The 21,211-nt window shown below is 49.8% G+C and carries 16 protein-coding genes; 15 read left to right on the top strand and 1 reads right to left on the bottom strand.

Annotated elements, in window-relative coordinates; all coding sequences use genetic code 11:
* Window positions 1-37 precede the first annotated feature (37 nt).
* Together H8S80_RS21285 and H8S80_RS21280 are read left to right on the top strand one after the other, a co-directional pair.
* Window positions 38-2,446 carry a glycoside hydrolase family 94 protein gene (locus tag H8S80_RS21285; RefSeq protein ID WP_117632813.1) on the top strand — a complete coding sequence of 803 codons (2,409 nt, stop codon included), beginning with the start codon at window positions 38-40 and terminating at the stop codon, window positions 2,444-2,446.
* Window positions 2,443-3,918: a phosphoglucomutase/phosphomannomutase family protein gene (locus H8S80_RS21280; RefSeq protein WP_029467700.1), complete on the top strand. Its 1,476-nt coding sequence runs from the start codon at window positions 2,443-2,445 to the stop codon at window positions 3,916-3,918. The genes H8S80_RS21285 and H8S80_RS21280 overlap by 4 nt, the downstream gene beginning before the upstream one ends.
* A gap of 104 nt (window positions 3,919-4,022) precedes the next feature.
* On the opposite strand, the gene H8S80_RS21275 is transcribed toward H8S80_RS21280, so the two are convergent.
* Window positions 4,023-4,694, bottom strand: a complete 672-nt coding sequence (locus tag H8S80_RS21275; protein WP_002603733.1) for a Crp/Fnr family transcriptional regulator — start codon at window positions 4,692-4,694, stop codon at window positions 4,023-4,025.
* Between the two features lie 162 nt (window positions 4,695-4,856).
* On the opposite strand from H8S80_RS21275, the gene H8S80_RS21270 reads away from it, so the two are divergent.
* The 13 genes from H8S80_RS21270 (at window position 4,857) to H8S80_RS21210 (ending at window position 21,043) form a co-directional block, all read left to right on the top strand.
* Window positions 4,857-6,317, top strand: a complete 1,461-nt coding sequence (locus tag H8S80_RS21270) for an SLC13 family permease (protein WP_002603734.1) — start codon at window positions 4,857-4,859, stop codon at window positions 6,315-6,317.
* Window positions 6,318-6,396: 79 nt separating this feature from the next.
* Window positions 6,397-7,002: an N-acetylmuramoyl-L-alanine amidase family protein gene (locus H8S80_RS21265; RefSeq protein ID WP_117632812.1), complete on the top strand. Its 606-nt coding sequence runs from the start codon at window positions 6,397-6,399 to the stop codon at window positions 7,000-7,002.
* 502 nt (window positions 7,003-7,504) lie between these two features.
* The gene (locus H8S80_RS21260) at window positions 7,505-8,272 is read left to right on the top strand and encodes an IclR family transcriptional regulator (RefSeq protein WP_025532197.1); all 768 of its coding nucleotides are present in this window, start codon (window positions 7,505-7,507) and stop codon (window positions 8,270-8,272) included.
* Between the two features lie 8 nt (window positions 8,273-8,280).
* Window positions 8,281-9,963, top strand: coding sequence for a dihydroxy-acid dehydratase (ilvD, locus tag H8S80_RS21255; RefSeq protein WP_117632811.1), 1,683 nt, complete (start codon window positions 8,281-8,283; stop codon window positions 9,961-9,963).
* 11 nt (window positions 9,964-9,974) lie between these two features.
* Complete coding sequence (locus H8S80_RS21250; protein ID WP_117632810.1) at window positions 9,975-10,880, top strand: dihydrodipicolinate synthase family protein; 906 nt, start codon at window positions 9,975-9,977, stop codon at window positions 10,878-10,880.
* Between the two features lie 13 nt (window positions 10,881-10,893).
* Window positions 10,894-12,267 carry a GntP family permease gene (locus tag H8S80_RS21245; protein WP_029467698.1) on the top strand — a complete coding sequence of 458 codons (1,374 nt, stop codon included), beginning with the start codon at window positions 10,894-10,896 and terminating at the stop codon, window positions 12,265-12,267.
* A gap of 199 nt (window positions 12,268-12,466) precedes the next feature.
* The gene (locus H8S80_RS21240; RefSeq protein WP_029467697.1) at window positions 12,467-14,209 is read left to right on the top strand and encodes a sensor histidine kinase; all 1,743 of its coding nucleotides are present in this window, start codon (window positions 12,467-12,469) and stop codon (window positions 14,207-14,209) included.
* A 177-nt stretch (window positions 14,210-14,386) separates the two neighbouring features.
* Entirely contained in the window at window positions 14,387-15,793 is a 1,407-nt protein-coding gene (locus H8S80_RS21235) for an ABC transporter substrate-binding protein (RefSeq protein ID WP_025532479.1), read from the top strand.
* Between the two features lie 75 nt (window positions 15,794-15,868).
* Window positions 15,869-16,756, top strand: coding sequence for a carbohydrate ABC transporter permease (locus tag H8S80_RS21230; RefSeq protein ID WP_002603739.1), 888 nt, complete (start codon window positions 15,869-15,871; stop codon window positions 16,754-16,756).
* 13 nt (window positions 16,757-16,769) lie between these two features.
* Window positions 16,770-17,630 (top strand): carbohydrate ABC transporter permease, encoded by an 861-nt coding sequence (locus H8S80_RS21225; protein WP_002603740.1) that lies wholly within the window; start codon window positions 16,770-16,772, stop codon window positions 17,628-17,630.
* Between the two features lie 105 nt (window positions 17,631-17,735).
* Window positions 17,736-18,560: a response regulator transcription factor gene (locus H8S80_RS21220; protein WP_002603741.1), complete on the top strand. Its 825-nt coding sequence runs from the start codon at window positions 17,736-17,738 to the stop codon at window positions 18,558-18,560.
* Between the two features lie 530 nt (window positions 18,561-19,090).
* On the top strand, window positions 19,091-20,026 hold the full coding sequence (locus H8S80_RS21215; protein WP_117632890.1) for an ADP-ribosylglycohydrolase family protein: 936 nt from the start codon (window positions 19,091-19,093) through the stop codon (window positions 20,024-20,026).
* Between the two features lie 69 nt (window positions 20,027-20,095).
* Entirely contained in the window at window positions 20,096-21,043 is a 948-nt protein-coding gene (locus tag H8S80_RS21210) for an alpha/beta fold hydrolase (protein ID WP_117632809.1), read from the top strand.
* Window positions 21,044-21,211 lie beyond the last annotated feature (168 nt).

Raw genomic sequence — 21,211 nt, 5'->3', positions numbered from 1 at the left:
ACAGTCTCTAAGTGCTCATAGCGAGGAGGATAACGGGATGCAGTACGGACATTTTGATAATGAAAAAAGGGAATATGTGATCGACCGGGTGGACCTGCCCACGTCGTGGACCAATTACCTGGGAGTGAAGGATATGTGCGCCGTCGTGAACCATACGGCAGGCGGATATCTCTTCTATAAATCCCCGGAATACCATAGAATCACACGGTTTCGGGGGAATGCCGTTCCGATGGACCGGCCGGGCCATTACGTCTATGTGAGAGACGATGAGACGGGGGAATTCTGGAGTATTTCGTGGCAGCCAGTGGGAAAACCTCTGGATCAGGCGAAATACACATGCCGCCACGGCCTGTCCTACACGACGTACAGCTGTGATTACCAGGGAATCGAGGCGGAGCAGACACTGTTTATTCCGGCAGATGATCCGGTGGAGCTCTGGGATGTAAAGCTCAAAAATCAGAGTGGAAGAAAACGGAAATTAAGCGTTTACTCTTACTGCGAGCTTTCCTTCCACCACATCGAAATGGATAATAAGAACTTTCAGATGAGTCTGTATGCCGCAGGATCTACGTATGAAGACGGCATTATCGAACACGATCTGTTCTACGAGGAGTTTGGATACCAGTATTTCACCTCAGATTTTGATCCGGATGGTTTCGACTGTCTGCGGGACAAATTCATCGGCCTCTACCGCACCGAGGATAATCCGGCGGCGGTGGAACGCGGCGAGATGAGCGGAAGCTTCGAAAAGGGCGGCAATCACTGCGGTGCCCTGAAAAAATGCCTGGAACTGGAACCCGGAGAGGAATCGAGACTCATCTTCCTGCTGGGCGAGGGGAAGCGGGAGGATGGCCGCGCCATGCGGGCAAAGTATGCGGATCACAGCGCCGTCGATCAGGCATACAGCGATTTGAAAGCGTTGTGGGACAATAAATTAAACCGGCTTCAGATCGATACCCCGGACGAAGGCATGAACACGCTGATCAATACGTGGACGCTGTACCAGGCGGAGATCAACGTCATGTTCTCCCGGTTCGCCTCCTTTATCGAGGTCGGCGGCCGGACCGGACTGGGATACCGGGATACGGCGCAGGATGCCATGACGGTGCCTCACTCCAATCCGGAGAAATGCCGCCAGAGGCTGGTAGAGCTGCTTCGCGGCCTCGTGTCGGCCGGATACGGCCTGCACTTATTCCAGCCGGAGTGGTTCGATCCGGACACGGAGGTGAAGCCGTTTAAATCGCCTACGGTTGTGCCGACTCCGAAGGTTTCTGATATGATTCACGGCCTTGAGGATACCTGCTCTGACGATGCGCTCTGGCTGATCGCCTCCATTGTGGAATATGTAAAGGAGACCGGAGAGTACGGATTCTTCGATGAGGTCATCACCTATGCCGACGGCGGAAGCGGCACGGTCTATGAGCATATGAAGAAAATCCTGGATTTTTCCGCGGAGCAGATCGGGGGTCACGGCGTCTGCAAGGGGCTTCGTGCCGACTGGAACGACTGCCTGAATCTGGGAGGCGGAGAGAGCGCACTCGTATCCTTCCTTCATTACTGGGCCATCGACAACTTCCTGGAGGCGGCTTCCTGGCTGGGGAGAGAGGACGATGTGAAGCACTATACCGATATGCGCCATACCGTGAAGGAGATCTGTGACAGGGAGCTGTGGGATGACGGCTGGTATATCCGCGGCATCACCAAAAACGGAAGGAAGATCGGCACCCATCAGGACCGGGAAGGCAGGCTGCATCTGGAGTCCAACAGCTGGGCGGTTCTGTCCGGCGCTGCGGATTACGAAAAGGGAATCCAGGCGATGGACGCTGTGGATGAATACTTATACACACCGTACGGAATTATGCTCAATGGCCCGTCCTACACGGTTCCTGACGATGATATCGGCTTTGTCACCAGAGTTTATCCCGGTGTAAAGGAAAACGGATCCGTCTTCAGCCACCCGAACCCATGGGCGTGGGCCGCGGAATGTAAGCTGGGAAGAGGCGACCGGGCAATGAAGTTCTATCATGCATTGTGTCCTTACTATCAGAATGATATAATAGAAATCAGGGAGGCGGAGCCGTATTCCTACTGTCAGTTTATTATGGGAAAGGATCACACGGCTTACGGCCGGGCACGCCACCCGTTTATGACTGGAAGCGGCGGCTGGGCGTATTTTTCCGCCACCCGCTATATGCTGGGGATCCGTCCGCAGTTTGACTGCCTTCAGATTGATCCCTGTATTCCGGCCGACTGGAAGGAATTCTCTGTAAAACGCGTATGGCGCGGCGCAGAGTACCGTATCTCCGTGAAGAATCCGGAGAGCGTGATGAAGGGCGTAAAGGAATTGATACTGGATGGCAAAAAGGTAAGTAAGATACCTGCTTTCGAAGCAGGAAGCAGTCATGAAGTAACTGTTGTCATGGGAAATGAAGGAGGAGAATCATGATTAAATTTGGCACAGGCGGCTGGAGAGCCGTCATCGGCGATGATTTTACGAGGGAGAATATCCAGAAGCTGTCCAAGGCTCTCGTAAACAAGATGAAGGACGAGGGAGTCGCGGAACAGGGCGTGGCTATCGGCTACGACAGGAGATTCTTATCGAAGGAATCCGCGATCTGGGCCAGTGAAGTGTTCGCGGCAGAGGGCGTTCCGGTGAAGTTTATCCTCGGTTCCGCACCGACCCCGCTCATCATGTTCTTTGTCATGCGCCATGAACTGCCTTACGGCATGATGATTACGGCCAGCCATAATCCGGCGGTCTACAACGGAATCAAGGTATTCACAAAGGGCGGCCGTGATGCGGATGAACTCCAGACCCAGGAGATTGAACGGTATATTCACGGAATCGAAGAGGAGGTTCTGGAAGCGGCCTGTGTCAGCCGCGGCTCTGAAGCCGGGGAACCGGCGGTTCGCATCATGGAGTATGAGAAAGGGATCGGGACCGGAATCATCGAGGAGATCAATCCTTTAAATGAGTATCTGGATAATATTATCGGCGCGGTCAATATGCAGGCCATCCGGGACCGTGGTTTAAGAATTGCCATCGATCCCATGTACGGTGTCAGCAACACGTCGCTGCGGACCATTTTGGCGACGGCACGCTGTGACGTACAGGTGATTCACGAAGAGCATGACACGCTGTTCGGCGGAAAACTGCCGGCGCCGTCCGCATTTACGCTGAGAAGCCTGCAGAATTACGTGGTAGACCGCAAGTGCGATATCGGAATCGCCACCGACGGAGATGCCGACCGCGTGGGCGTTATCGACGATACGGGCAAATTCCTCCATCCCAACGACATTCTGGTCATGCTTTATTACTATCTGGTTAAGTACAAAGGCTGGAAGGGCGCGGTAGTCCGCAACGTGGCGACCACCCATATGCTCGACAAGGTGGCGGAGGGCTTCGGAGAGAAGTGCTACGAGGTGCCGGTAGGCTTTAAGTATATCTCTGCGAAGATGAATGAGACGAATGCCATCATCGGCGGCGAGTCCTCGGGCGGATTGACGGTTCGGGGCCACATCAACGGCAAGGACGGTATCTACGCATCCACACTTCTGGTGGAGATGATCGCCGTTACCGGTAAGAAGCTGTCCCAGATCGCTAAGGATATCGAAGAAGAGTACGGCGCGATCCATATGGAGGAGCGCGATTACAAGTTCAGCCAGGAGAAGAAGGATCAGATTTATGACACCCTCTTAATCCAGAAACAGCTTCCGGAAATGGATCTGGAGATCGATAAGATTTCCTATCTGGATGGCTGCAAGGTGTACTTTAAGAACGGCGGCTGGATTATCGCAAGATTTTCCGGAACGGAACCGCTTTTGAGGATATTCTGTGAGATGGGAGATCCGAAGGACGCGGTGAGAATGTGCGAGAGTTTTGAAGAGTTTCTTGATATTAAGGGAAACAGGAATTAATGGATTGACTGGTAAAGAAAGTAAACAGATTGGTAAACGGATGTCGGAGGGCAAAACTGAATCGTTCAGTTTTGCCCTCCGTTATTGAAAATGAATTACCTTGATCAGCCGTTTTGCAGCATCGTCATCGCTCTTAACTTTTCTTCATCCTGTATAATCAGGCACCCGTCTTCCCGGGCCAGGATTCCCGTCTCTCTCAGCTTCCTGGCAATGCGGCTTACGGTCACCGGATGCATGCCCAGATAGTTGGCGACCTCTACGAAGGAAAAAGCCTTGGGGATCATGGATTTCCCCTGTTTCTTGATGCAGTAGGTCAGGAGCCACTTGCAGAACTGCGCAGTTTTGTCGCCGTCCATCATCCACTGGATCTTATTCACCAGTTCCAGATAATTTAAGGTCGTTGCGCCCAGAACGCACTGGGTGAAATACGGGGAAGAATCCATCATGGACTCAAACTGTTTTGCCCTCATGCTGTAGTAGACGCAGTTTGTCTTTGCTGTGATCCAGAACGGGGAGGGAGTGATGTAGCGCTGCCAGTCATAGGGGAAGTGCTTCACCAGCGCATTGGCGAAGCCGACCAGCCGTTTTTCTCCGAAATAGAGGTAAATATGCTCCTCTCCATCATCATTGATCCGCGTCAGTGCGGCGATTCCTTCATCCAGAAAACAGATATTGTCACAGCCCTCCCGCGATGGATCAAACAGATATTGATTCTTTTTCGCCTCTTTTCGAACCCCGTAGCGAATAAAATCTTCTCTGATCTGATATGGTTCCATGGTCATCCTCCCGTATAAATCTTTTTTTACTGATATAACTATAGCACACCTTGTCTCCGGTATCCACTGAAAAATGCATTTTGAATCTTAGCACCTGCTATTGGTATGTGTGATATCAGTATGTTAATATTGTGACAATAAAACGTACTAGGGGGAAATACCATGAGACAAAAGAAAAATATGTATCCGTTTCACTGCCTGATCGGCATCGCGATTATGCTCCTGTTTCGTCTGCTTCCGATTAACATGCCCAACATTACGCCTGTGGGAAAGCAGATCTTCGGCATCTTCATCGGAACGCTCTACTTATGGACGACGGTCGACCCGGTCTGGTCCAGCATCCTCTGTATTTTCATGATCGGCACCTCCGGCTATGCGCCGATGGGAGCCGTACTGAACACCGCATTCGGCAATCCAACGGTTGTCCAGCTGTTCTTTCTGATGATCCTGATGAACAGTCTCCAGACCAACCGGATCAGCGCGTATATCGGCCGCTTCTTTCTGACGAGAAAATTTATTATCGGCCGTCCGTGGGCGTTTACCGCCATACTCTTTGTAGGCTCCATGCTGATAGCCGCGTTTGTAGGCTGCTTTGCGCCGATTTTCCTGTTCTGGCCGATCCTATACGATATCTTTGATGATATCGGCATGAAGCCCTTCGAGGCGTATCCGACAATTATGATTATCTTGATTGTCGTGGCCTGTGCCATCGGTTTCCCGGTTCCGCCTTATATGAGCAACGGCCTCGCGCTGATCTCCAACTACACAACCGTGTCTCAGAACCTTCTGGGAACAACCGTTACTATCAACAACGGTCAGTGGCTGTTCGTTGCGCTGATTTACGGCTTCGTGTGCAGCGCAGCTGTGATCCTCTTCACTAAATATGTCCTGCATCCCGACGTGAGCAGGCTGAAGAATCTGACGCTGGAACAGCTCAACAAAAATCCGCTGCCTCCGCTGAGCAGAAGACAGAAGGCTGTGGCCCTGATCTGTGTCTGTTTCCTGCTAAGCATGCTTCTGCCAAGCCTTTTCCCCACACTTCCGGGCATGGCATGGCTCAGCGCCAATTCCTTCGGTATGGCCCTTTTGTTCCTGGTGATCTTATTTGCTGTGAAAATCGATGGGGCTCCGGCTATCACAATTGAAGAAAATGTTAAGGTATTTGCCTGGGGAACGTATTTCCTGGTGACATCCGCGATATTATTGGGAGGCGTGCTGACGAATGAGAGCACAGGAGTGACTGCATTTTTAAATGCAATCCTTTCCCCGATCTTTACGGGTATGAGCCCGCTGGTCTTCGGCGCCATGCTCCTGATCATCGGATGTGTGCTGACCAATGTCTGTAATTCCCTGGTGATCGGCATGATCCTTCAGCCGGTGGTAGCCACCTACTGCCTCCAGGCCGGGATTAATTCCGCTCCATTGGTATCCATCATGGGAATCTTTGTGCTCTCATGTGCCATTGCGACTCCGGCGGCATCTCCGTTCGCGGCCATGCTGTTCAGCAATAAGAGCTGGCTGAAATCCGGAGATATCTACCGCTACAACATCATGTACGTGGTGCTGGAACTGGTGCTGGCGCTTCTGGTAGGGCTGCCCCTTGCCAATGCGCTGATTCATTAGATGAAAAGATGCGGCTGCTATAGCTTTCCCCTGCACTTTATCGTATAATGAAAGAAATACGATTTGCAGGAGGGACTATATGAAAAAGCAATGCAAAAAATTGGCGGTTTATTTCATGAGCGGCAGTCTTCTGGTGTCCACCTTCACCGTGGTTCCCGGAACCCCGTTTTCCATCGAGGCGGAGGCGCACCCCGGGCGTACGGATGCCAACGGAGGCCACAAAGACAACAAGAATAAGAGTGGCCTGGGAAGCTACCATTACCATTGCGGCGGCCATCCGGCGCACCTGCATCCCAACGGCGTATGCCCTTATCAGTCGGGGAATGCCTCGGAGGACAAGCAGACATCAAAGCAGGCGGAGCAGAAGCCGGCAGCACAGCCGGAAACGAAGGCAGAGACTCAGCCGGAGACCCAGGCGGCTGCCATTGGCTGGTATCAGGACGCGAGCGGCTGGTACTACTGCAAAGGGGAGAACCAGTATTACAAAGACGGCTGGCAGGAGATTGACAGCAGGTGGTATTACTTCGACGCCAACGGCTATATGAAAACAGGCTGGCTCATTCTGGGGGACGACTGGTACTATCTGGCCTCTGACGGCCACATGGTGACCGGGGATATGGAAATCGACGGAACCTTGTACTACTTTGAGACGAATGGAGTGCTGACAGACGATTACTACGACTGATGAAGAGATGGCCAGGATTTGTCTTTCTGGAAACTTTTTGGAAAGTGAATTCATATTTCACACATATTTCACAAGTTGTACAAAATTTATTTACATCTTCTACAAACTTACTTCATAACTCTTGCGTATACTATAAACATAGACAAGAAAAACTTGTTTAATAAAAAGACTTTTTTTCATAACTCGCCGGTGGAACCCACATTCCACCGGCTCCTCCCTTTTTATGGGGGATTTTTTTGTTTATCCTCTCTGATTGTAAGTTCTGACCGGCTTCCCCTGAGAATTTCATATTTAGAATAGAAAAGAGCATGAAAAATATCATATTTTATATTTGAAATATATCGAAAAAAGCAGCCATTTTTTTGTAACTATCAGACAAAAAAACGGCTGCTTTTTTTGCTTTTTATCCATTGACGATACGATCCAATCTTTTTATAATGACAATATCAATTGATTCTACATTTAAAAAGATGATTCCATATATGGAATAGAAGGAGGAGCCATGGACCTTCAGGAACAAATGAAAGAGTATAGTGCTTTGAAAGCACTTCAGATCATTCTAGCTTTAGCAGAGCAGAAAGGTTGGGTGAATATCAGTGATATCGCAGAAGCAACCGGTTTAAGCCCGAGTACGGTTCATCGGATTCTGCAGGAACTCCAGGCATGCGGCTTTGTTTCAAAAAACAAAGAGGCGAGGCAGTATAAACTGGGGATGGGCATGATGAATATTGCCCTGAAAGTAAATATGTCGGATTATTTGCTGGAAGCGGCGCAGGAGGAGATGATCCGGTTAAATGAGCTGTCGTTAGAGACCATTCATCTGATCGCGCCGGATAACGATAAGGCAGTATACATAGGAAAGATGGATGCAAAAAACCAGATTCAGCTGAGATCCAGGATTGGATGGAAGATTCCTCTTCAATGTACATCAGGAGGAAAGCTGATTCTTGCGTATCACAGCAGAGAATGGGTGGACAGTTATTTGAACTATAACCCACTTAAGCAGTATACGAATAATACGATTATCCATAAAGAAACTCTGCACAGAGAGCTGGAATTGATCCGGCAGCAGGGATACTCACTGGATAACCGGGAGCATAATCCGGATATCGTCTGTATTGCGGCACCGATCTTTGGAATTGATGGAAATCTTGCCGGAACGATAGGAATATCTGCTCCGGATTACCGATTCTCACCGGAGAAGGCCTGTTCCTTTGCGGAAGAGGTGAAACGAAGCGCAGCGGCAATAACAGAAAAATTACAGGCATAGGAGGACATATGGAGGACTTTACTTATAAAAATACGAAATACAGAAGTGCGGTTGTCGTAAATGGAATGAGTATGGCAGGGCCGAGAGCACACTTCAGGGGGATGGGCCTGTCGAATGAAGAGTTAAGAAAACCATTCATTGGAATTATCAACACACATAATGAGATGCATCCGGGCCACGTCCATCTGGATAAGCTGGCAGAGCAGGTTAAAGCGGGGGTATCGGAGGCAGGAGGCGTGCCGTTTGAGATTAATACAATCTCCATCTGCGACGGTTTTACGCAGGGCCATGCCGGGATGTGCAGTGTGCTTCCCAGCAGGGAAGTGATTACGGATTCCATTGAAGTGTATGTAAACGCCCATATGCTGGATGGGCTTGTACTGTTAGGCGGCTGCGATAAGATTGTCCCGGCCATGCTGATGGCCATGCTGCGGATTAATATACCGGCAATTCTGGTAACGGGCGGACCGATGATGCCTGCCGTCTATCAGTCGAAGAGCTATGCAACTTACGAATTGAAGGAAATGGCTGGAAAACTGTTAAAGGGTGAGATCTCAAAGGAAGAGTATGAGGAAATGGAAGGCATTATGTCACCCGGACCCGGTTCCTGCGCTATGATGGGGACTGCGAACAGCATGTCCATTGCAGCGGAAGCAATGGGACTGACCCTGCCGGGCTGTGCGGGAGCCCATGCAGTGGCGGGCAAAAAGAAGCGCATTGCAAGACAGAGCGGTGTCCGGATTGTCTCCCTTGTAGAGGAAAATATATGTCCGCGGGATATTGTCACCCAGGAGATGCTGGAATTATCGGCGAGAGTATGCGTCAGTGTCGGCGGTTCGACCAATATCACACTTCATTATCCCGCAATCGCGAGAGAAGGCAGGCTTCATATGACAATGAACGAGCTGGGAGAGATATCAAAGACAACGCCGTATCTGGCTAAGATTAAGCCGTCCGGTGTGCACACCATGCTGGATTTCGACGAAGCCGGCGGAGTGGGCGCCGTGCTGAAAGCCCTGTCCGGAATGGCAGATCTGGACCTGATGACGGTGAATGGTAAAACTCACAGACAGAATGCAGACCGGCTGACAAGCTGGAATCAGGAGGTGATCCGGACTGTGGAACACGCCTATGCACCTGAAGGCTCCATTGCAGTTTTGCATGGAAATCTGGCGCCGAAGGGCTGCGTCGTCAAGCAGAGCGCGGTTGTGGCGCAGATGAGAAAGCATACCGGACCAGCCCGCTGCTTTGAGTGTGAGGAGGACGCGGTAAAGGCGATTTACGAAGGTGCGGTTAAGGAGGGAGATGTCATCGTCATACGCAACGAAGGTCCGAAAGGGGGCCCTGGAATGCGGGAAATGCTGACCGCTACGGCAGCACTGGTAGGCATGGGATATTCAGAAACGGTGGCTCTGATTACGGATGGCCGCTTCTCCGGTGCGACACGGGGGCCGTGCATCGGCCATATTTCACCGGAGACGTCACAAAGGGGGCCCATCGCGGCATTGCAGGATGGAGACAGAATATCCATCGATATCGATGGCGGCAGCCTGTCGGTGGAACTGTCCGAGGACGAGATAGAAGGAAGGCTGAAAAAGCTGCCGGAATTTCAATATAAAATTACAGAGGGGTATCTTTACCGTTATGCGAGGGAAGTTTCCTCTGCGGATGAAGGCGCTGTCTTAAAGTGAGGAGAAAGTAAATGAAGAATATAACATTGCAGGGAATTACAGCTCCGGTACTCACTCCCTTTTGCGAAAATGGTGAAGTCAATACCGGAGAGTATGCAAGGTTAATTAAGTATATCACCGGCTGCGGAATAAGAGGGATTTTTGTAGGCGGAACCAGCGGTGAATTCGTTAATCTCAGAACGGAAGAGAGGGAGCGTCTCCTGGCTGCTGCGAAAGATGCGGCAGAAGAGGATGTAACAGTACTCTTTAATGTGACTGCCATGAACGAGCATGAATTGTACCATATGATCGAATGGGCTAAGAAGGAAGGTGCGGATGCGGTCTCTGTTACCGCTCCGTACTATCACAGATATGATGAGAAGGCGCTGTGCCGGTACTTTGGAAAAGTGGCGGAAGCGGCGGAGGGAATGCCGGTATATCTTTATAATATGAGCGGCATGACGAATAATCCCATCACGCCGATGGTGTTGAAAACAGTGGCAGAGCAGCATCGGAATATCTGCGGAGTGAAGGACAGCAGCATGGATTTTATGACCCTGCTCAACTATCAGGTTGCAATGGAAAAGATGGATTTTGAGCTGATCACGGGAAATGATGCCCAGGTGCTCCCTGCCCTTATGGCAGGAGCCGCCGGAGGGATTATCGCTGTTGCCAGCGTATTTCCTGAACTTTCATTCAGCATATGGTCGAATTTTAAAGAAGGAAACATAGAGGCGGCCAAAGCGTCGCAGAAAACAGTCTTACAGATTCGGGAACTGTTTCGCTCTGTTATGCCGACAATCGCACATAAGGAAGCCTTAAAATTAAAAGGCTTTGATATGGGACCGTCTCGTTTTCCGTTCAGAGATCTGACGGAAGAGGAAATGAGGAAGCTTAAAAGGGGCCTGGTAAATCTGGGCATGATTAAGGGAGATTAAGTGGGAGGTTTATATGGTTACTGGAGGATGGTTAATCGTTATTTTTCTGATTGCGATCGCAATTTTACTGATTACAATTATTAAATTCAAAGTCAACGCTTTTATTGCATTGCTGGTAACAACAATTGGAACAGGCCTTATGGTACGGATGCCGGTCTCGGATATTTCGAAAGTAATCGGAAACGGATTCGGCAATACACTGGGGAGCATCGGTGTTATTATCGGCCTGGGTGTAATGCTGGGAAGATTTTTGTATGAATCCGGTGGAATTGAGGTCATTGCGGATACATTCCTGAAAAGATTCAATGGCTCAAAATCCAGAATAGCAGTGGCTATGGCAGGCTTTATCACCGGAATTCCTGTCTTTGGAGACGTTGTACATATTATGTATGCGCCTATGGTGCGTGTGATTTCAAAGAAAACGAAGGTATCAATCGTTTCCCTGTGCTGTGCGACTGTCTGTGCGACTGTGGCGACAGGCGCGATGGTAATACCGACTCCGAATCCCATGGCAGTAGCGGAAAATCTCCAGCTGGACTATGGTGTCTTCTTCCTCTATGCTGCGCTTGCAGGCTTGTTCGGTACCATTGTAGGCGGCTTGGGATATGGCAGATTCCTGGATTGGCAGGACCGGAAAAATCATCATGAATATGCATTTGAGGATATCGAGGATTTTGAAAAGGAGAGCAGAACATCGGCTGCGGGAAGAAAGGTTCCGGGCTTTGGTGTGGCGGTATCAATTCTTCTGGTTCCAATTATGCTGATACTCTTTGGAAGCTTTGGACCTATGATCCTGCCGGAGGGCGGGACGCTCGTTAAGATACTGAACTTTGTGGGGGATAAGAATATTGCGATGCTGATCGGCGTTATTTATGCCGCTCTTGTTTCTCTTCCATATCTGCAAAAACCGGTTGGAGATGTGATGAACGATGCCGCCGGTCAGGTGGGCCTGGTGCTTCTGATTACCGGCTCGGGCGGTGCCTTTGGAAAGATGCTTCAGTCAACGGGAATCGCTGATTTTATAGCTGCCTCACTGTCTCAGTTCCATATCCCGGTACTGGTGCTGTGCTTCATTATAGCCCAGATACTCCGCTGTGCACAGGGCTCAACAGGAGTTGCGCTGATTACGACCTCCTCCATGTTTGCCCCATTGATTGCCGCCAGCGGGATATCGCCTGTTCTCTGCGGTATTGCGATCTGCGCAGGCGGAATCGGTTTATCCCTTCCCAATGATTCCGGCTTCTGGGCGATTAACCGTTTTTACAAAATCTCAGTTGAGGATACGATACGTGCATGGACGATCGGAGGTTTTATAACGGGAGTTGCCGCACTTGTGTTCGTCTGCATCTTATCCGTATTCCAGGCACATCTGCCGGGCTTACTGTAGAAAAGATAAATTATGGAATTGGCGTCTCTTATATGGTCTTTGATCATACAGGGGGCGCCGCTTTTATTTCCAGGAACGTTCGGGACATTATGATATTGATTTGTTTTAATAATAATAGTACAATTTATGCATATGGCCTTAGGGCCGAAAATGGGATTCAAATAGGAAAACAGCCGTCAGGCACGGCAGGGGAGCAGAGATGAAAAAGCAGGAAAAAAACGAAATTTCCATGAAATGGCGAATGATAGGCATCATGCTGATGTGCTGGCTGCTGCCGTTCTGCCTGATCATCGGAGTGGCGGGCTACTATATTTTAAGCAACCGCTACGGGACCGTGGCGCAGGGCGTCGTGGACCAGGTGGTCTATGACGGGCAGATCTGTGTGGAACGGCTGAATTACGGCATCAACGCGTCCCGGAAGGCGACCTATGACCAAACGCTGGAGAAGGCGTGGAGAGAGTATACCCGCGGCAGCTTAAGCTACGGTGGCCTCTATTCCGCGAGCAATGACTATTTAAATAAGGAGTACCGCCAGAACCAGTGTTTTTCCACTACCATTCTGTGGTGCTACGAGGAGCCGGAGCGGATGAACTGCAGCGTCTACAACAACGCGGCCGGCGGTACGTATCAGCAGGTGCAGACCTACTGGAGAGAGGATCATGAAAGGGTTAAGGCGTTTCTCTCCACCCTGGACACGGCACTGGGGTACATCAATCTGGACGGCAGGATCTACATGGTCAGAAACCTCCTTGACAATTCGTATTATCAGTTCGGAGCGCTGATCATGCGCCTGGACAAATCATACTGTTTTGGCCCCCTCATCGATTCCCCGCAGGGGGAGAATGTCCTCGTCCGCCTCGACGGCCAGGCCATTCTGCTGAAGGGCGGAGATATCGAAGAGATGATAAAAGAAAGCAGCGCCGCCGCACGGCAGACGGGATACAGCCGCAAAAACGGAAATCTCTACGTTTATGACACGCAGAAGGAAGAGTATTTCACCCTGTCGGTGATGATGCAGGCGGATAAACGGATTATTCAGGCGCCGTTTTATGGCTATCCGTTCGTTGTCGCAGGCATGCTTTTGTTCCTGGTGCCTCTGCTTTTGATTCTGCTTCGCGTATTCAACCGGAATGTCACGAAGCCGATTACGGACATGATGGAGGGAGCCGATCAGATTGAGACGGGAAATCTTGGCTATCAGATTAAGGAGGAACCGGAAAATCTGGAGTTTAAGTACTTGATGGAGTCCTTTAACCAGATGTCCGAACGGCTGAAGTATCAGTTTGACCACATCTATGAGGAGGAGATCGCGCTGCGGGATGCCAGGATTATGGCGCTCCAGTCCCATATTAACCCTCATTTCATGAATAATACGCTGGAGATCATCAACTGGGAGGCCCGCCTGGGCGGAAATGAGAAGGTATCCCGGATGATCGAGGCCCTTGCTACGCTGATGGATGCGGCCATGGACCGGAAGAAGCGGACCTTTGTCCCTCTTTCCGAGGAGATGATGTATGTGAACGCCTATTTATACATCAATTCCGAGCGCTTCGGCAAACGGCTCACCGTAATCAAGGAGCTGGATGAATCCATCATGCAGTATGAAGTGCCGCGGCTGATTCTGCAGCCCGTTATTGAAAATGCCATCGAACACGGCGTCAGGCCCAGCGGCCGGGGAACCGTGATCCTGCGGGGCTATGAGAAGGAGGGATTTCTCTATCTGGATATCGTGAATGACGGAACCCTGACACCTGCGGAGGAGGAGAAGATCTGCCGCCTTCTGTCGCCTGATTATGACTTCAGCCGGGAACCCTCGGGAAACCTGGGCATTGCCAACGTGAACCAGCGTCTGAGGATCCTGTATGGGGAGCCATGCGGCCTTACAATAGAGAAAGACGAGGAACAGCATGTCATCGCACGTCTTACGATAGCTGTCCAGTAGAGAGCACCAGTTCTGCCATTTGTTGTATTTTCTTGTTCTGTGATAAATGAACAAGAAAATACAACAAATGGCAGAACTGGTTATTCATTTTTGCACCCAAATCAGCGATAATAATGACATGAGGTATACAAATTGCAGGAATGCAAAGGGTGTATAAAAAAACAGGAGGCAATTAATATGAAGAAAAGAACGATGGCATTATTACTGGCAGGGGCTATGACAACAACCGTATTCACCGGCTGCTCCAAACAGTCCACAACAGATACGACGGCTGCTCCGAAGACCGAGGCAGGAACCGAGGCGAAAACAGAGGGAGAGGCGAAGACAGAGGCCCCGACCGAAGCAAAGAAGGCAGTCGCATTAAACGTTATGACCACATTCGCAGGCGAGGATGGCAACGCTCCGAACTACCAGAAGGCAGTGAAGGACTGGGAAGCTTCGACTGGAAACACCGTAAACGATTCCTCAGCAGTTTCCGACGAGACCGTAAAGGCCCGTGTGGCAAGTGATTTTCAGATGGGTTCCGAGCCGGACGTACTGTTCTGGTTTAACGGCGCAGACGCCAACTCCTTCATCGAGGCGGGCAAGGTTATGTCCATCGATGATATCCGCAAGGAATATCCGGAGTACGCTTCCAATATGAACGACGATTTAATCGCCGCATCTCTCGTAGACGGAAAGAAATACGCAGTGCCGGTTAATGGTTTCTGGGAGGCCATGTTCGTCAATACAACAGTTCTGGACGCAGCAGGCGTAGCTGTACCGGGACCGGATTACACATGGGATCAGTTCCTGACAGACTGTGAGAAGATCAAGGCAGCAGGCTACAGCCCAATCGCAGCGGCGCTCGGCAACATTCCTCATTACTGGTGGGAGTACACCATCTTCAATCACAACACACCGGCAAACCACTGTGACATTCCGGAAACCGTAGAAGATACACAGGGCCAGTCATGGGTAGCAGGCATTAACGATGTCAAAGACTTATATGAAAAAGAGTACTTCCCGAAGAATACATTATCCGCAACCGATGATGATACATTCCTTGCCTTCACAGAAGATAAGGCTGCATTCTTAATCGACGGTTCCTGGAAAGTCGGCGGAATCGCAGGCGCATGCCAGTCCGACCCGAATGACCCAACCACCATGGATACCGAGAAGCTCGACAAATTCACCGTTACTTACGTACCAGGCATGGGAGACAGAAAAGCAACTGATTTAATCGGCGGTTTATCCATGGGCTACTACATCTCGAAGAAAGCATGGGATGATCCGGATAAGAGAGAGGTTGCAGTCAACTTCGTAGAGTATATGACTTCCAATGAAATCGTACCGATCTTCGCACAGCATACAGCTTCCGCACTGAAAGAAGCGCCGGCGGTAGACCAGAGCCAGTTCAACTCCTTACAGGTAAAGGCAATGGATATGATGAGCGGCGTTACCTCCTTAACACCGGCTGTTCAGGATATTTTCCAGGGCGAATGCAGAACGTCAACCTTTGACGGCATGCCGCAGATCGTAACAGGCAAGGTAACAGCAGAAGACGCTGTCAAGGAAGGCCTGGAGATTTACCACGCAAACTAAATAACTGTCAATACAAAGCCGGAGACGTAATGGCCTTTCGTCTCTGGCTTTTTTACGGAAAAATAGGGTGAGAATATGGGAGCAAATATCTATAAAAACAAAAAGCCGCTGTTCCTTTTTCTGGTTCCGGCGTTCGCCTTCATGGCAATTTTCTTGTACTATCCATTTATACAGAACATCTTAAACAGTTTTAAGCAGATTACAGAACTGGGAGCCGCCAGCAAGGGATGGAATGATCCGTGGTACACCAACTACGTGACCATGTTCCAGGATGAGAACATGCGTGTGGCAGTCAGAAACACCATCCTCATGATGGTAGTCACCATCATCGGCCAGGTAGGAATCGCCATTGTCCTGGCGCTTCTGGTTGACAATATCAGCCACGGAGCAAAATTCTTCCGGACTGTCTACTTCTTCCCCATCGTCATTTCCGCCACTGCGTTAGGTCTTATGTTCAATCTGATCTTCCTGTACGACAAGGGCATGGTGAATCAGCTGCTGGAGAGTCTCGGCGTCACCGAACTCATCGACTGGAAAGGCGAGAAGCTGGCGCTCATCACGATGATGCTGCCTGTTATGTGGCAGTATGTGGGCTTCTATTTTGTAATCCTGATCACCGGACTCAATAATATATCCGGCGAACTGTATGAGGCGGCCGCTATCGATGGTGCAACAGGATTCCAGAAAGTAAGATATGTCTCCATTCCTCTGCTTCACAATGTTATGTGTACCTGTGTGGTCCTCGGCGTTACCGGTGCATTAAAGGTATTCGACCTCCCATGGACTATGTTCCCGAAGGGAATTCCGCTGGGTGAGACATGGCTGACCGGCACATACATGTACTACCAGACCTTTAATACGAAAAATGTCGATTACAGCTCCGCCATAGCGGTTCTGATCGTAGTTCTTGGAATTGTGACGGCGAAAGTGATCAACACAATTTTCAAAGAGAAAGATTATTAGGAGGGGATTCATCATGAGCAGAGGGAAAAAAATATCGCTGGGAAGTGTGGTAATCTACATCGTTCTGGGCTTCTGGGCACTTACCACGATTTATCCGATTTTCTGGGTCATCATCAACTCCTTTAAGGCGAAGGGCGAGATCCTTTCGAACTCCTTTGCACTTCCTACAGGAGCAATGTTTACCCTGGCCAACTACCGGACCGCATTTGAGCGTCTCAGTATTTTCAGCGCATACCGCAACAGTATGATTATATCCACTTCGGTGGCGGCTATCGTTATCGTTCTGGCCGGCATGGCATCGTTCGGCCTGGTCCGCTACGAGTTCAAGCTTCGCAAACCGCTTAATTCACTGGTGGTGGCAGGCATGATGTTCCCGGTATTCTCCACAATCATTCCGGTATACCGTATGCTGAGTTCCGCCCACATGGTCAATACGGAGAGTCTGGCGCTTTCCTTAACGAGCGTGATTCTTCCGCAGGTAGCAGGCAATATGTCCTTCGCCATAGTCGTACTGACCGGCTACGTGCGGAGTCTCCCGATTGAACTGGAGGAATCGGCCTATCTGGAAGGCTGTAATCCATTCCAGATCTTTTACAAGATTGTAGTGCCCCTTGCAAAACCGTCCTTTGCGACAGTAGCGATCTTTTCCTTCCTCTGGAGTTATAACGATCTGTTTACACAGATGTTCCTGCTTCGTCTTCCGCAGCACCGTGCCATCACGCGTCTGTTAAACGAGCTGACTTCCAATGAAGGAACGAACTTCGGCCTTATGGCCGCATCTGTGGCATTGGTTATCATTCCGATCCTGATTGTCTATATCTTCCTTCAGAAGTATATTATCAAGGGCATGACGGCCGGCGCTGTCAAGGGTTGATAAAAGGGAAAATTATTTTCGGGGTTCTTTGAAACGCCCGAATATGGTATACTGATAGCAGCAGAGCGTTTGTAAAAATGACGTTCGGGGAAGAGTGGGCAGCAGATGTATAGAGTGGTGATTATAGACGATGAACCGATTATAGTAGAAGGTATTTCCAAGGTGGTGCCGTGGGCGGATTATGGCTGTGAAGTGACAGCGACCGCCTGCAGCGGCTTAGAGGGGCTGGAGATAATCCGAAAGCTGCGGCCGGATATTATCTTTACGGATATTTCCATGCCCGGAATGGATGGGCTGTCCATGATTGCGGCGCTCCGTGTGGAGTTCCCGGAGATGATGATCGCCATCCTGACCGGTTACCGGGACTTTGATTATGCGCAGAAGGCCATACGCCTGGGGGTGAACCGTTTCCTGCTGAAACCGTCCAATATGGATGAGATCAAGGAAGCGCTTCAGTTCATGGCGGATACGCTGAACAAACGAAAGGAACAGGAGAACGCTTTAAAGACGCAGAACACGGCGGAAGTCCCCGGTTCTCCGGCAGCAGAACCGGAAGGGGCTGCGGAGCAGGAGACTGGCGGTAATGAAGATTCATCTGAACATAATGCCGGAAGTTTTATTGTGAAGACGGCTCTCAAGTACATGGAAGAGAATTACACCCAGAAGATCACCCTGGCTGAGGTGGCGGAAAAGACGTATGTCAGCCAGTGGCATTTGAGCAAGCTGTTAAACGGCCATACCGGAAAGAGCTTTTCCGAACTGTTAAACCACATCCGGATCGAGGAGGCGAAGAAGCTGTTAAAGGATCCGTCGCTTCGGATCGGTGATATCTCAGAAGAGGTGGGATTCATGGATGTGGCACATTTTTCCAAGGTTTTTAAGAAGCTGGAAGGGATATCGGCGAACGAGTACCGGAACAGCAGGATTTAGCAGAAGAATTTAATTAAAGAATTTACCAGAAGGCAGGGCGTTGTAGAAAATGATTATTTTCTATAACGCCCTGTTTTCTGATTGTGAAAATTGCATAAACTGTGTTATGCTTACTATAAATGGCAAATTATAGCGTAGACCGCAAAAACAGAAGCTGCCATGAACTGCGATCTGCGTGCCCACGATCTGGCGGCCAATAAGCAGGGCGATCTATTCCTGTTCCCAACGCACGCAAATGAGGATCACCAGGTAATTAAACTGCGCCGGATACGGAATTAGCGATAGGGAAAGGAAAATACAGATTAAAATTAATTATAAGAAGAAACGCCTCATGATAATAAATGCGGGCGTTTCTTTTGTTTACTTTTTTGACGTTCCCTCTGCCCGCTTTTCCCGAACTCATGACGAGACAAAACAGTACTGCGCTATACTTTTATAGCATTATTGAAAAGGCCATGGTATAATTGTCTATATATTTTTGGAAGCAAGCGGCATGGTATTGGCAATGAATTATTTTAATGGAGGAGATTTTGAAGAAATTATACGATGGAATGATTGGTCTGGCAATCGGAGATGCGCTCGGTGTACCTGTTGAGTTTAAAACGCGGCAGGAAATAGAGGAGAATCCCGTTCGGGAAATGAGGGAATATGGAACCCATCATCAGGCCAGGGGCGTATGGTCGGACGATACAAGCCTGACGCTTGCTCTGGTGGACAGCATTGTAAAATGCAGCGGTATAGATTACAAGGATATCATGGAAAGATTTTCGTCATGGCTGCTGTATGGAGATTATACGGCGGCGGGCGAGGTGTTTGATGTAGGGAATGCTACAGGCAGGGCAATCATGAATTATGGACACGGGACTGCACCGCTGCAGTGCGGTATGGTATCTGAATACGAAAATGGCAACGGTTCCTTAATGCGCATTCTGCCGATGGCATTTTATCTGTATTTACATGATCAATTGCCTGTGAAGGATCAAATCAGGCTGATCCATGAAGTGTCTTCCTTAACGCATCGCCATATGAGAAGCCTCGTGGGCTGCGGGATCTATGTCCTCACTGCAAAAGAATTAATCCGGGAGAAGGGGACTTTAAAGGATTCCGTAGAACGGGGAGTCAATGCAGCGTTTTCCTGTTATGATGCAGCGGGGAATCCGGAGACGGCGGCCTATGAAAGGCTGAGAAACATAAACGGGTTTAGCGCGTTGCCGGATCATGAGATAAAGAGCAGCGGATATGTAGTCCATACACTGGAAGCCGCCATATGGTGCCTGCTGAATACAGATTCCTATAAAGACTGTGTCTTAAAGGCTGTAAACCTCGGGGATGATACCGATACGGTTGGAGCAGTCGCCGGAGGTTTGGCAGGGATTTATTACGGGAGCGAAAACATTCCATCCGAATGGCTGAACGCGGTTGCTAAGAGACAGTATATTGAAAGCTTATGTAAAAATTTTAAATAGTGGCTGGTATGAGCAGAATTCATCGAAGCGGGTAAAATGCGATGAAACTACATAACAAAGGAGCTGACCATGAATCAATTTGAAGAAGAGTACATCCTGGTAAACGGCATCGAGCACTTTTTGTTACACTACCCCAAAACCTCCGACGCCCCGGTGCTCCTGTATCTCCATGGCGGCCCCGGAAGCTTTGAATCGCTTTTCGCATACGAGCTGGATAAAGCCTGGGGAGATTTATTTACTCACGTACACTGGGACCAGCGCGGTGCGGGCAAAACGCTCCGCAGAAACAAGAAGACCGGCATGCCGGAAAATGTGGATCAGATGCTGGAAGATTTACATGGCATCGTCAAGCATTTGCAGCAGAAATATCGAGTGGAGAAGCTTGTCATCCTGGGTCATTCCTGGGGCAGCCTGCTAGGCAGCCTGTATGTGCTGCAGCATCCGGAAAATGTTTTGGCCTATATCGGTATAGGGCAGGTAATCAGCATCATGGAGAATGAACGGACTGCATATCAGGAAGTATCAGAGCTGGCCAGGAAAGCGGGAAACAAAAAGCATATACAGGCGCTGGAGCGTATGGGAGATTATCCCCCCGATAATCCGGAATTACTGCTGAAGCAGCTTCCCAAATTACGAAAAATACAGGAGGCATACGACAATGGCCCGGTTTCCGGTTCCGGTATAGGTGAGCTATTTAAAACCTTACGGCGCAGCCCTTCCTTCCAATGGGGCGATCTCGTCAGTTTTATGCGGATTATGAAAGTCAATCATCCACTCCATCTGCAGATGCTGTCATTTAATCTTGGCGAAATCCTGCCGCACTATGAGGTGCCGGTTCACTACATACTTGGGGAGAACGACAACATTACGCCAACGGCGCTCAGCAAGGCATACTTTGATACGATTGATGCACCTCTTAAAACGATGGCCATGATTCCGGCAGCAGGGCATAATCCCATGTACGAGCGGCCGGAGGAGTGCACTGCGGCGCTTCGGGCTGTGCGTGAGACCCTGTAAAGATATTATGTAACAGTTCAGCCTCCGCTTCCAGCTGCCGCTGCCCGGCCCGGCGCTTTCGTTTCCTGGACCTTTCCAGTTCCGGTTTCGGGCATAAGCATTTCTAAATGTGCAGGATTTTTCTAAAAACCAGTGAAAATCCCCAAACTCGCTGCGCTCAGACAGGTG

It is taken from the genome of Hungatella sp. L36 (assembly GCF_014288035.1).
The sequence above is the reverse complement of the archived record's forward strand: the minus strand, read 5'-3'. Positions and strand labels throughout refer to the sequence as shown.

Coding starts and splice junctions, on each gene's coding strand:
- H8S80_RS21275 (WP_002603733.1), bottom strand. CDS start 4,694: ATGGAACCATATCAGATCAGAGAAGATTTTATTCGCTACGGGGTTCGA.
- H8S80_RS21240 (WP_029467697.1), top strand. CDS start 12,467: ATGAAAAAGCAGGAAAAAAACGAAATTTCCATGAAATGGCGAATGATA.
- H8S80_RS21220 (WP_002603741.1), top strand. CDS start 17,736: ATGTATAGAGTGGTGATTATAGACGATGAACCGATTATAGTAGAAGGT.
- H8S80_RS21280 (WP_029467700.1), top strand. CDS start 2,443: ATGATTAAATTTGGCACAGGCGGCTGGAGAGCCGTCATCGGCGATGAT.
- H8S80_RS21235 (WP_025532479.1), top strand. CDS start 14,387: ATGAAGAAAAGAACGATGGCATTATTACTGGCAGGGGCTATGACAACA.
- H8S80_RS21285 (WP_117632813.1), top strand. CDS start 38: ATGCAGTACGGACATTTTGATAATGAAAAAAGGGAATATGTGATCGAC.
- H8S80_RS21270 (WP_002603734.1), top strand. CDS start 4,857: ATGAGACAAAAGAAAAATATGTATCCGTTTCACTGCCTGATCGGCATC.
- H8S80_RS21210 (WP_117632809.1), top strand. CDS start 20,096: ATGAATCAATTTGAAGAAGAGTACATCCTGGTAAACGGCATCGAGCAC.
- H8S80_RS21225 (WP_002603740.1), top strand. CDS start 16,770: ATGAGCAGAGGGAAAAAAATATCGCTGGGAAGTGTGGTAATCTACATC.
- H8S80_RS21230 (WP_002603739.1), top strand. CDS start 15,869: ATGGGAGCAAATATCTATAAAAACAAAAAGCCGCTGTTCCTTTTTCTG.
- H8S80_RS21260 (WP_025532197.1), top strand. CDS start 7,505: ATGGACCTTCAGGAACAAATGAAAGAGTATAGTGCTTTGAAAGCACTT.
- H8S80_RS21250 (WP_117632810.1), top strand. CDS start 9,975: ATGAAGAATATAACATTGCAGGGAATTACAGCTCCGGTACTCACTCCC.
- H8S80_RS21265 (WP_117632812.1), top strand. CDS start 6,397: ATGAAAAAGCAATGCAAAAAATTGGCGGTTTATTTCATGAGCGGCAGT.
- H8S80_RS21245 (WP_029467698.1), top strand. CDS start 10,894: ATGGTTACTGGAGGATGGTTAATCGTTATTTTTCTGATTGCGATCGCA.
- ilvD (WP_117632811.1), top strand. CDS start 8,281: ATGGAGGACTTTACTTATAAAAATACGAAATACAGAAGTGCGGTTGTC.